The organism is uncultured Nitratireductor sp. (assembly GCF_913053745.1).
Taxonomy (GTDB): Bacteria; Pseudomonadota; Alphaproteobacteria; order Rhizobiales; family Rhizobiaceae; genus Nitratireductor.
Window position 1 is genome coordinate 1 of record NZ_CAJXGF010000139.1, and the last position, 11,420, is coordinate 11,420.

At 58.6% G+C, this 11,420-nt stretch carries 13 protein-coding genes, 3 tRNA genes and 1 pseudogene; 4 read left to right on the forward strand and 13 right to left on the reverse strand.

From position 1 onward, the window contains the following. From QZ638_RS18655 to QZ638_RS18675, 5 genes and pseudogenes are all read right to left on the reverse strand, one after another. Positions 1–77 (reverse strand): annotated as a pseudogene (locus tag QZ638_RS18655) (elongation factor Tu); the annotation flags it as partial. A gap of 202 nt (positions 78–279) precedes the next feature. Further along, on the reverse strand, positions 280–834 hold the full coding sequence (locus tag QZ638_RS18660; protein ID WP_295813409.1) for a DUF2867 domain-containing protein: 555 nt from the start codon (positions 832–834) through the stop codon (positions 280–282). A 156-nt stretch (positions 835–990) separates the two neighbouring features. Beyond that, the gene (locus QZ638_RS18665; protein WP_295813410.1) at positions 991–1,431 is read right to left on the reverse strand and encodes a VOC family protein; all 441 of its coding nucleotides are present in this window, start codon (positions 1,429–1,431) and stop codon (positions 991–993) included. A gap of 168 nt (positions 1,432–1,599) precedes the next feature. Beyond that, positions 1,600–1,673: transfer RNA gene (locus QZ638_RS18670), tRNA-Gly, on the reverse strand. A gap of 29 nt (positions 1,674–1,702) precedes the next feature. Then, positions 1,703–1,787: transfer RNA gene (locus QZ638_RS18675), tRNA-Tyr, on the reverse strand. A 184-nt stretch (positions 1,788–1,971) separates the two neighbouring features. On the opposite strand from QZ638_RS18675, the gene QZ638_RS18680 reads away from it, so the two are divergent. Both QZ638_RS18680 and QZ638_RS18685 read left to right on the forward strand, forming a co-directional pair. Next, positions 1,972–2,829: an RNA methyltransferase gene (locus QZ638_RS18680; protein ID WP_295813411.1), complete on the forward strand. Its 858-nt coding sequence runs from the start codon at positions 1,972–1,974 to the stop codon at positions 2,827–2,829. Between the two features lie 94 nt (positions 2,830–2,923). Beyond that, a complete protein-coding gene (locus QZ638_RS18685; RefSeq protein WP_295813412.1) occupies positions 2,924–3,337 on the forward strand; it encodes a DUF4440 domain-containing protein in 414 nt (137 codons plus the stop codon). 58 nt (positions 3,338–3,395) lie between these two features. On the opposite strand, the gene QZ638_RS18690 is transcribed toward QZ638_RS18685, so the two are convergent. Then, positions 3,396–3,471, reverse strand: a tRNA-Thr gene (locus QZ638_RS18690). 162 nt (positions 3,472–3,633) lie between these two features. On the opposite strand from QZ638_RS18690, the gene QZ638_RS18695 reads away from it, so the two are divergent. After that, complete coding sequence (locus QZ638_RS18695; protein ID WP_295813413.1) at positions 3,634–4,407, forward strand: NAD kinase; 774 nt, start codon at positions 3,634–3,636, stop codon at positions 4,405–4,407. A gap of 163 nt (positions 4,408–4,570) precedes the next feature. Next, entirely contained in the window at positions 4,571–5,971 is a 1,401-nt protein-coding gene (locus tag QZ638_RS18700) for a DEAD/DEAH box helicase (protein WP_295813421.1), read from the forward strand. A 73-nt stretch (positions 5,972–6,044) separates the two neighbouring features. Here QZ638_RS18700 and QZ638_RS18705 read toward each other — a convergent pair whose 3' ends face one another. The 7 genes from QZ638_RS18705 to QZ638_RS18735 form a co-directional block, all read right to left on the reverse strand. Further along, complete coding sequence (locus QZ638_RS18705) at positions 6,045–6,371, reverse strand: TfoX/Sxy family protein (RefSeq protein ID WP_295813414.1); 327 nt, start codon at positions 6,369–6,371, stop codon at positions 6,045–6,047. 15 nt (positions 6,372–6,386) lie between these two features. Next, positions 6,387–6,767: a Fe-S cluster assembly scaffold SufA gene (sufA, locus tag QZ638_RS18710; RefSeq protein WP_295813415.1), complete on the reverse strand. Its 381-nt coding sequence runs from the start codon at positions 6,765–6,767 to the stop codon at positions 6,387–6,389. Positions 6,768–6,866: 99 nt separating this feature from the next. Then, on the reverse strand, positions 6,867–7,274 hold the full coding sequence (locus tag QZ638_RS18715; protein WP_295813416.1) for an SUF system Fe-S cluster assembly protein: 408 nt from the start codon (positions 7,272–7,274) through the stop codon (positions 6,867–6,869). A 5-nt stretch (positions 7,275–7,279) separates the two neighbouring features. Further along, positions 7,280–8,521: a cysteine desulfurase gene (locus QZ638_RS18720; RefSeq protein WP_295813417.1), complete on the reverse strand. Its 1,242-nt coding sequence runs from the start codon at positions 8,519–8,521 to the stop codon at positions 7,280–7,282. A gap of 56 nt (positions 8,522–8,577) precedes the next feature. Next, on the reverse strand, positions 8,578–9,849 hold the full coding sequence (sufD, locus tag QZ638_RS18725) for a Fe-S cluster assembly protein SufD (protein WP_295813418.1): 1,272 nt from the start codon (positions 9,847–9,849) through the stop codon (positions 8,578–8,580). Positions 9,850–9,858: 9 nt separating this feature from the next. Beyond that, positions 9,859–10,620: a Fe-S cluster assembly ATPase SufC gene (sufC, locus tag QZ638_RS18730; protein ID WP_295813419.1), complete on the reverse strand. Its 762-nt coding sequence runs from the start codon at positions 10,618–10,620 to the stop codon at positions 9,859–9,861. Positions 10,621–10,706: 86 nt separating this feature from the next. Beyond that, a partial coding sequence (locus tag QZ638_RS18735; RefSeq protein ID WP_295813420.1) for a SufD family Fe-S cluster assembly protein occupies positions 10,707–11,420 on the reverse strand: 714 nt, incomplete at its 5' end.

The following is an 11,420-nucleotide window of genomic DNA, read 5'->3' on the forward strand; positions in this document are numbered from 1 at the left end:
GTCTTGCCGTGGTCAACGTGACCAATCGTGCCGATGTTCACATGCGGCTTCGTACGCTCAAATTTACCTTTGGCCATTGCAACTTCCTTTGGCGCCGTAGATGCGTTTGGGTTTTAGATGCGGGGCGATTACCGACAAAGTCGATAAATTACAAGCCCCTTTACCGCCCCCGGCCCTTTGGCAAGCAGGTTTAACGGATATCCACGGCATGGATGCAAGCGCCGGCACACCGTTTCGGCGCGTCGCCCATGCAAAGACCAAACGAAGCAAGTTGTTCCATCAAACGACAATGCGGTGCATAAACGCCGCCATGATCAGCTTGTGAAATGGCAATACCGATCCCAAGTAGAGCCAACCGAGCATATTGTGCGGCCGCACCAAAGTCGTGCAGGAGACATGAGTGCCCCCGCTTTCCGTGGGGTTGGCTCTGAGAATCAGCCGAAAATCCAGATGCTTGTCATCGGTCCCCAAAATCACACGATCCGATGAGCGCTCAAGGACGCGAAAGAGAATCTGTTTGTCCTTGCACGCCGAGCCATTCATCCGGTTCCTGGTCTTCAAACCGAACGGCCGGACAATTCGGTCCCGCAGCCCCATGAGCTTGTCGACCCATCCCGGAGACGTCATGAACGCCCGCTCGACGGCAACGGAGGCATCGATGCGCTCATCGGTGACGGCGGTGAACGTGTCGGAGAAACGCGCACCAGGCAAAACAGCCGGCGCTTCGGAAAGCCCCGCTTCAGACATCAACATGGTGACCACCCATCGAGTGCTTGTCCGGTTGAACATACCGGCTGCACTCATCGAAGGGGCCGGTCCGAACGTGATGGTCAAGAGGGCCTCCACCTAAGCTCGAAACAGCCCGGTGTCGCAGTCGCTGCCCTTTTTCTTCAGAAACGAAGTCACAGTTGCGTGTGACCGACGGCTCAGCATATTTCCCGCCCGTTCTGCCGGGCGGGTCATCGCGCTCGTTCTGGGCGGTGAGGTGTTTCACGCGCTGTTGAGGTGCAGGACGTTGCCGTCGGGATCCTTGAACCAAACCATTTTGAACCCGCCCGCCTCATGAACACCGTCCTTGTAGGTCACCCCGTCCATATCATAGTGCTCGAGTTCCAAGCCCTTGGCGACCAAATCGGCAGCGATCGCATCTAAATCGGCACCGCAATCCCACACCACGGCGTTGGCCTTGTTGGTGCCGGCAAACTCGGACGGGTAAACAACCAGGTGCGTGGTACCGGTCTTGTAGACCAGCACCCCTTCCATACCCTCCTCCTCGAGTTCAAGGCCCAGCGTGTCACTGTAAAAGCGCCGCGCCCGTCCAATGTCGGTCACCGCAACGATGGCCGAAGAAACCTTTTCCCGAAGCGCACTCATCGAATTTCTCCTCTTGCTGACTTCGATAAGACGCGTGAGGAACTTCAGTTCCGACATTCATCCAAAAAAGGATGAAGCCATACTGCGCCCCTTACAAAGGCATCGCTCCAACGATTATCGGAGCGAGGCAGTGATCAACAGAGCGAGGGAGCCGTTTCAAATGAAACTCGAAACGACGCAAACCATACCGAACCGAGATTTAAAACCAATTTTAAAAGGATAAGCTGGAGCGGGTAGCGGGAATCGAACCCGCATATTCAGCTTGGAAGGCTGCTGCTCTACCATTGAGCTATACCCGCCGGGTTCGCTTCGCTGGCTCTGATGGCGGTGGTGGAGGGGGCTGGATTCGAACCAGCGTACGCATAGCGAACGGATTTACAGTCCGTCTCCTTTAACCACTCGGACACCCCTCCGTTTCCGTCAGAGTTCAGCGACGAGGCGGAATACAGAGTAGGCAAATCGCCCTGTTCTCTTCCGCGATGCGCCTTATGACGAGGCCGCACTTCGGTGTCAACAGCCTGTCGCAAATCCAGCGCGAAAAACTTTCATCGCGCGAATCCGGTTTCCAGAATTGCGCTGTGGGCCTATAGAGACGCCATGAGCGACGATCACAATTCCCGGACCCCGAAAGACAGCCATTACGCGCGCCTCCGGCGGGCCCACAGGGACCGCAACCAACAAAAGCGCGGCAGCCAACAACCCTTCACTCGCGACGGTGATGGCGGTGACGGGACCGTTCGACTTTACGGACTGCACACAGTACGCGCCGCGCTCGACAATCCGAAACGGCGGATCAAGCACCTGCGCGTGACCCGAAACGCGGCGGCGCGCCTCGACCTGGAAAAATACACAGCCCTTCCCTTTCCGGTCGAAACCGTCGAGCCGCGCGAAATCGACCGCCTCATCGGTCCTGACGCTGTCCATCAGGGCGTCCTTATCGAGGCCGAGCCCCTCAAACCCAAGCCTTTGCGGGACCTCGACGGCGCAGCACTCGTCCTTGTCCTCGATCAGGTGACGGATCCGCACAATGTCGGTGCCATCATGCGCTCGGCGGTCGCTTTCGGCGTCAACGCACTCGTGACGACGGCACGCCATAGCCCGGCCGAGTCCGGCGTGCTCGCCAAAGCCGCCTCCGGCGCGCTTGAACACATCGATCACCTGACAGTGCGCAACCTAGCAACTGCGCTCGAGGAACTTTCGCAAGCAGGATTCCAGACCATCGGTCTCGACTCGGACGGCCCCGAGCAACTGGAAAACACCTTTCGCGAAAACCGGATTGCGCTGGTTTTGGGAGCCGAAGGAAAGGGCCTGCGGCAAAAGACGCGCGAGACCGTATCCGCATTGGCACGGCTCGACGTTCCAGGCGCGATCCGCTCGCTCAACGTCTCGAACGCCGCGGCGGTTTCTCTTTATGCCGCCTATCAGCATCTGAAAAGCGCGTCGGACCGAAGGTAACGCAACGCATTCCCCGGGATTTCGGTATAACCATAATACCGGTAAAGTGGCGCTGCCGGAATCGCGCGCCAACAGCACTGGATTGGGGTTTTCAATGAAACTGCACCGATTGCCATTGATCCTGGCCATCGTCGCCATCACCATCCCGCCCTCATTGGCCGAGGAAACCGATATCCTCGCCAAATGGTTCGATGCCCTCCGCACGGCGGACCGTGAACAACTCTCTGATCTCCTCGCCGAGGACGCGCGGGTCGTCTTGAACGACATTGGCATCGAGCAGACGAAGGCCGAATTCCTGGATTCGCTCGACGCCTGGGAGACAGCCTCGGGAAAAGGCACCGATATACGCTATCGACTGGAGGAGGAACTGGGCACAACGAAGGTCGTGACCGTATGCTACGAGTTCCCCGGCAACTCCGTGCTGACCAGCGAGCGCTTCCGGATCGAGAAGGGAAAGATCGAACAAAGCGATCAATCCCAGATCGCCGAGGATTGCGACGATATCTAGAGCGGGAACGCGGATCGCGGAACCGATAAGAAATGCGCCAACAGCAATCGGGAGAACATGGTGCCCCCGGACGGACTCGAACCGCCGACCCCCTGATTACAAATCAGGTGCTCTACCAACTGAGCTACAAGGGCATCCGGCGCTCCGTTAGCACAAACCGCGCAAGAGTGAAATCAAAACTGGCATCTTGTCCTTGCCTTTCCCATATCAATGCGGCGCCACCCGTCTTTGCATGCACTCGCGCACATGCTAACCGATAGCTGTTTGCCTCGAATTCAAGGCCCTGTCCGATTGCGATGACCCAAAATACATTGGCGCTTGCCTTCGTTTCCGCCGACACTGAAGACGCACAGGAAGCGGCCAGGCGGTTGTCCGCGCTCTACGGCCAGGAACGCCCCGAGGATGCCGATGTCATCGTCGTGCTGGGGGGCGACGGTTTCATGCTGCATACACTGCGCGAGACGATGGGGGCTGGCAAGCGCATCTATGGAATGAACCGCGGGTCCATAGGCTTCCTGATGAACGAGTATCGGGAAGACGGCCTGCGCGACCGTGTCGCTGCCGCCATACCGGAGACAGTTCGTCCCTTGCAGATGGAAGCCATCGACGCCGACGGAAACACGGTCAAGGCTCTGGCGGTCAACGAAGTCTCGCTTCTGCGCCAATCCTACCAGGCGGCGAAGATCCGCATCGCCATCGACGGCAAGGTGCGCCTCGAGGAATTGATCTGCGACGGCGTCATGGTTGCGACGCCGGCCGGTTCGACGGCCTATAATCTTTCAGCCCACGGACCCATTCTTCCGCTTGATGCCCCCTTGCTTGCACTTACACCGGTCAGTCCATTTCGTCCGCGCCGTTGGCGTGGTGCCCTGCTGTCCAATCAGGCGACGGTTCATTTCGAAATTCTCGAACCGGAAAAACGGCCGGTGAACGCCGTTGCCGATCATACCGAGATCAAATCTGTGGTCTCGGTGTCGGTCCGCGAATCGCACGATGAAACGGTTACCGTTCTGTTCGACGAGAGCCATTCCTGGAACGAACGCATTCTTTCAGAGCAGTTCCGTTACTGAACAATAGCTGACTTTACGGCAACTGATCTGTTGACATCGCGCGCGCCAAGCCGTACGCCCACCAGGGATTCGGGGTCCTATGGCCTCACAAGGCGGCATTGACCGCAAACACAAAGACAGCCGAAACGTGCCAGCAGAAGAACAAGACACCGCTCAGGAAGCGTTGAAATTTTCCGATCTGGGCCTGTCCCAAAAGGTCCTGTCCGCCGTGGCCGATGCAGGCTACACGCAACCCACTCCGATCCAGGCAGGTGCCATACCGCACGCCCTGGCCGGAAAAGACGTGCTTGGCATCGCGCAGACAGGGACGGGCAAGACAGCGTCCTTCGTACTGCCCATGCTCACACGGCTGGAGCGCGGACGTGCGAGGGCACGTATGCCGCGCACGCTCATTCTGGAGCCGACCCGAGAACTCGCCGCGCAAGTTGAGGAAAACTTCGTCAAATACGGCAAGAACCACCGTCTTAACATCGCATTGTTAATCGGGGGCGTCTCCTTCGACGAACAGGAAAAGAAACTCGAGCGCGGCGCAGACGTGCTGATCGCGACACCCGGTCGCCTGCTCGATCATTTCGAGCGCGGAAAACTGCTTCTCACTGGCGTCGATATCCTGGTGATCGACGAAGCCGACCGCATGCTCGACATGGGTTTCATCCCCGACATCGAACGCATCTGCAAACTCATTCCTTTCACCCGTCAAACCCTGTTTTTCTCGGCGACCATGCCGCCGGAGATCACCAAGCTCACCGAACAGTTTCTGCAGGCACCGGTACGCGTCGAGGTCTCACGCCCCGCCACTACCGCCACGAACATCACCCAGCGCTTCGTGAAGTGCGGCAACAAACCGTGGGAGAAGCGTGAAAGGCTGCGCGCACTGATCGATTCCGAGGGCGAAACCCTGAAGAATGCGATCATCTTCTGCAACCGCAAGAGCGAGGTTGCGACCCTGTTCCGCTCGTTGGCGCGCCATGAGTACGACGCCGGCGCGCTGCACGGCGACATGGATCAACGCGCGCGCATGACGATGCTGGAGAACTTCCGCAAGGGAAATCTCAGCCTCCTCGTGGCTTCCGATGTTGCCGCTCGCGGCCTCGACATCCCCGATGTGAGCCACGTCTTCAATTTCGACATTCCAACCCACGCTGACGACTATGTGCATCGCATCGGCCGCACCGGTCGCGCGGGCCGAGACGGCAAGGCCTTCACCTTGATTACCAAGGCCGACCGTAAATACATGGACTCCATCGAGAAACTGATTGGTCAGGATGTCGAGTGGCTGGATGGCGATTTGTCGACGCTTCAGATCGACGACGGCGCCGAAGAAGAAAAACGCGGGCGCGGCGCGAAACGCGGCGGCAAGAAGGACTCGGCAGGCGGAGAGAGAAAAACGTCCGGCAAGAAACCGCGCAAGGACGATATCAAATCTGACAATGCCGAACGCAAGGCAAAGCAGGACAAAGCCGAACCGCGCAAAGAGAACCGGCGACATCAACGTGAGGAAGACGCTACGGTGGGCTTTGGCGACGATGTGCCGGCGTTCATGAGGATCCCGGTCAAGACCTGACAGCGCGTCCCGTATCAACAGAACGCAGCCGCCGGCGGCATTCGTCGGCGGCGTTTCTTATGAAATGGAAGAATTATAGCTTCTTGCTTCTAAGGCCTGCTTCGAAAGCGCGGTGAGCCCAACGCGCCATTTCGTCGGGATCGTCGACAGCAATGTCGGGAATGGACCAATACGGCATCGCTACCGGCCCGCGTCCCTTATGGCCTTCATAGATCCATTGGCGAGAACCGGCCTTTTCGAATTCGGTCACAGTTTTCTGATCGGCCTTCAGCACGATCTCGCCGCCGATCTCCAGCGCAAAAATGACACCTTGATGATAGATGCCCCTGCCGCCGAACATGCGTCTGATCGCGACAGGGCCAAGCCCGGCGAAAAGATCGTGGATCGCGTCGTTATCCATACACGCAGCCGCCCATCAGGCAGGACCGCGGGCCTCGGCGAGCGCTTTCAGGTCCGCGGGCTTCAGTTCGATCGATTCGCCACAGCCGCAGGCCGAGGTCTGGTTGGGATTGTTGAAGGTGAAGCCGGTGCGCAGCTTTGTCACTTCGAAATCCAGTTGCGTTCCTAGCAGAAAAAGCGCTGCCTCCGGTGCGACATAAACATGTGCACCTTCATATTCCACATGATCATCCTTGGGATCGGCTTCGGTCACCAGATCCACCGTGTATTCCATGCCGGCGCATCCGCCCTTCTTAATGCCGACGCGCACTCCCTTGGCACCATCGCGGGCAGCCACGATATCGCGCACGCGGCCAGCCGCCGCATCGGTCATGCTCATCACTTGAAATCGGCTCATCGCATTCTCCGTTCACAGCGAGTGAAAGGCTCGCGGAAAGGCTTAGTAGTGAAGATGGGCAAGAATCGATCGTCTTGCAAGGGCGGTGCGTCCTGTCGTTCAGTACCAGCCGACAGCGAACTGCGCCTCTTCGGACATACGATCGGGCGTCCAGGGCGGATCAAACACCATGGTCACTTCCACCTCGCCCACGCCCTCGACGCTGCTGACGGCGTTTTCCACCCAGCCGGGCATTTCCCCTGCGACCGGACATCCCGGCGCAGTCAGCGTCATGTCGATCTTCACCGAGCGGTCATCCTCGATATCCACCTTGTAGATCAGACCAAGTTCGTAGATGTCAGCGGGAATTTCCGGATCGTAGACGGTCTTCAGCGCGCTGACGATGTCATCCGTCAGCCGCGCAAGCTCTTCTTGCGGGATTGAGGATACTGAATGCGTCTTGGCTTCGGCCTCCTCGGCAGCAATCGCTTCAGTATACTGTCCGGTATCTTTCGGTGTGTCAGTCATCTCGTTCATCCGAAAAAACGCCGCGCTTTTTCAAGCGCTTCAGCAAGGGCATCAACGTCCTCACGCGTGTTGTACATGCCAAATGAGGCACGGCAGGTGGAGGTTACACCGAAACGCTTCAAAAGGGGCTGCGCGCAATGCGTTCCCGCCCTGACAGCCACACCCGAACGGTCGATAACCATGGAGACGTCGTGCGCGTGAATACCCGTGATCTCGAAGGACACAATGGCGCCCTTATCCGGCGCGTTACCGAAAATGCGGAGTGTATCGATGCGACCGAGCTGTTCATGTGCATAGCGTACAAGATCGGTTTCATACGCTGCGATCGCTTCGCGACCAACGCCTTCGATATACTCCAGCGCGGCACCAAGCCCAATCGCCTGTACGATGGGTGGTGTACCCGCCTCGAAACGGTGCGGCGGGTCGTTGTAGGTGACGCTATCGAGAGTCACGTCTTCGATCATCTCGCCGCCGCCCTGGAAAGGCCGCATCGCGGCAAGACGCTCCTTCTTGCCATAAAGCACACCAATGCCCGAAGGGCCGTAGAGCTTATGTCCCGTACACACATAAAAATCGCAGTCGAGTGTCTGCACATCGACCGGCAGATGTACCGCTCCCTGACTGCCGTCAACCAGAACCGGAATGCCGCGTTCATGAGCAATCCGTATAATATCCTTCAGCGGCGTAACGGTGCCAAGCACATTCGACATATGCGTGATGGCGACTAGTCGGGTGCGGTCGGTCAGCGTCTTCTCGAATGCCTCAACGGTGAGCACCCCCTCCTCATCGACCGGAATCCAGGCCAGTTTCGCACCGTGGCGCTCTCGCAGGAAATGCCAGGGCACGATGTTGGAGTGATGCTCCATGATCGACAGGGCGATCTCGTCACCCTCGCCGATATCGGGCATCGCATGACCGTAGGCAACGGTGTTGATCGCCTCGGTCGCCGACTTGGTGAAAATGATCTGGTCAGCGCTTTCGGCATTCAAAAAGCGGCGGACCGTTTCGCGCGCTTTCTCATAGGAATCCGTGGCGGCGTTCGAGAGGAAATGTAGGCCCCGATGCACATTTGCGTATTCGTTGCTGTAAGCATGCGTAACGGCATCGATCACCGCCTGCGGCTTTTGCGCCGAGGCACCGTTGTCGAGATAGACGAGCGGCTTGCCGTAAACCTCGCGCGCCAGGATCGGAAAATCCCGGCGAACGGCTTCGACATCATAGCTCATAGTATCGACCTTCTGGTCCATTTCGAACCCCGCTTGCCGCACAGAAAAATGCAGGCTCAAGTGGTTTTAGGGTTGGTTTAACCGTGCTCGGCGAACCAATTAACCAGCCTGGCCTCGAGCGCCTCTATCACGGACTGGTCCTCGAGTTCCTCGATCACCTCCGCGACGAACGCCTTTACCAGCAGGCCACGAGCCATTTTTTCATCGATGCCGCGCGACATCAGATAAAAAAGGTGTTCGTCCTCGATGTCCGTGACCGTTGCACCATGACCACAGGCCACATCGTCCGCGAAGATTTCAAGTTCCGGCTTCGAGGAAAACCCGGCCTCATCGGAAAGCAACAGTGTGTTGCAGGCCATCTTGGCATCGGTTTTCTGGGCAATCTGCGCAACGCGGATCTGTCCCTGGAACACACCGTTTGCCTTGCCTGTTACGACATTTCGCAGTGTCTCGGTCGAAAAAGTGTCCGGCGCGGTATGGTCGAGCACCATCGTGACGTCGCAATGCGCTTCACCGCCAAGCAGGTTCACACCTCGCAGCTTGAATTCGGAACCTTCGCCGCCGGCGACCACCTTCACTTCCTGGCGGACGAGCTTGCCGCCGCTGTTCATCACGAAAAGCGTCAGCTTGGCTCCCTTGCCAAGTTTGGCCGAGAACCGGCCGAGATAGGCAGTGTCATCCGGCTGTTCCTGAAGCACAATCCAGAGAACCTCAGCGCCGTCAGCCACGTCGAGATGAGTCATGGAGGTGGCGAAAGCGGACCCTGCACCCGTCTGACGCTCAACGACAGTGGCCTTGGAGTTCACGCCAAAATTTGCCACAAAACGAGCATGCACCTGCCCACCGGCGTGAATGTTTTGAAGCTCCAGCGGGTGCTCGAGCTCGGCATCCTCTTCTATATCGAGCCAGTAGCCGTCAGACACGAAGGCAGCGTTGACCGCACCGACGGCATCGAAGCGGTCGGCGGCGGTGAGCCACTCGGCTTCGACTGCACCTTCCTGCAATTTGTCGGCAAGACGTGCAATGGCAACACCTTCAGGTCCCGCCTCGCGATCATGCACTGTGCCATTGAGGACAGGCAAGACAACTGCATGGTCGAGCAGCGGTGCAACAGCTTCGGCTTCCGAGACCGGCTTAAACGCCGGAATCGTCGAAAGCAGTCGGCGCAGATCCGTGTAGTGCCAAGCTTCCACGCGACGCGTCGGCAAACCCTGCTTTAGCAGTTCGAGCGCCTCGTCGCGCCTCACGGTCACATCGGCATCTCCCGGTAAGTCGGAGAAACGGCCTGCAAAACTGTCGATTAGCGCCGTCTCCGCTTCCGTCAGCGTATTCTGGGCATGAACATTCATCTGCACACCTCAAGCCGCAGCGTCGATGACGCCGGTATATCCGTTCTTCTCCAGCTCGAGCGCCAGATCCTTATCGCCGGATTTGATGACCTGGCCGCGGTAAAGAACATGAACCGTGTCGGGAACAATGTAGTCGAGAAGCCGCTGATAGTGCGTGATCACCATCACGGCGCGGTCGGGCGAACGCAGCGCGTTCACGCCGTCGGCAACGATCTTCAGCGCATCGATATCGAGGCCGGAATCGGTCTCATCGAGGATCAGAAAGTTCGGCTCCAGCATCATCATCTGGTAGATTTCGAGCCGCTTCTTTTCGCCGCCGGAGAAGCCGACATTCACCGGGCGCTTAAGCATCTCGGCATCGAGCTTTAGCTGTTTTGCGATCTCGCGGGATTTCTTGATGAAGTCCGGCGCTGAAATCTCTTCCTCGCCGCGCAGCTTGCGCTGGGAATTCATGGCCGTGCGCACGAAAGTCATGACCGGCACGCCGGGGATCTCGACCGGGTACTGGAAGGACAGGAACATGCCCTTGGCGGCGCGCTCTTCCGGCTCCATCTCCAGGATGTCATCGCCGTTAAGGGTGGCGCTGCCGCCGGTGACTTCATAGCCGCTGCGGCCTGTGAGGACATAGGACAGGGTCGACTTGCCGGCGCCATTGGGCCCCATGATAGCGTGCACCTCACCGGCGGGCACCTCAAGGGTCAGCCGGTTGATGATCTGCTTGGCCTCTTCAGCCTCGCCCACGGTGGCGGTCAGGTTCTCAATCTTCAACATGGGGCCGATGTAGGGCCGACAAGGCCTAAGGGAAAGCCCTTAGCTCAGGAATTGGGTACCTGAAAAAGCGATTCCGGCTGCCAGCTTTAGCCGACGCTGCCTTCAAGGCTGACTTCCAGCAGCTTCTGGGCCTCCACAGCAAACTCCATCGGCAATTCCTGCAGGACTTCGCGGACGAAGCCATTGACCAGCAGGGCCACCGCCTGCTCCTCGCCGAGGCCGCGCTGGCGGGCGTAGAAGAGCTGGTCTTCGGAGAGCTTGGTCGTCGTCGCTTCATGCTCCAGCTGAGCATCTGCGCGGCGGTTCTCGACGTATGGCACCGTGTGGGCGCCGCAACGTCCGCCGATCAGAAGGCTGTCGCACTGGGTGAAGTTGCGGGCCTTCTCGGCACGTTTGTTGATCGAGACGAGGCCGCGATAGGTATTATCGGATTTTCCGGCAGAAATGCCCTTGGAGATGATCCGGCTCTTCGTGCGCTTGCCGAGATGGATCATCTTGGTGCCGGTGTCGGCCTGCTGGCGCCCATTGGTGACAGCGATGGAGTAGAACTCACCCACGCTGTCGTCGCCGCGCAGGATGCAGGACGGATATTTCCAGGTGACGGCGGAGCCGGTTTCAACCTGGGTCCAGCTGATCTTGGAGCGGGCGCCGCGGCAGTCGCCGCGCTTGGTCACGAAATTGTAGATACCGCCCTTGCCGTCCTCATCGCCCGGCCACCAGTTCTGGACGGTGGAGTATTTGATTTCGGCATCGTCGAGGGCGACCAGTTCGACCACGGCGGCGTGGAGCTGATTCTCGTC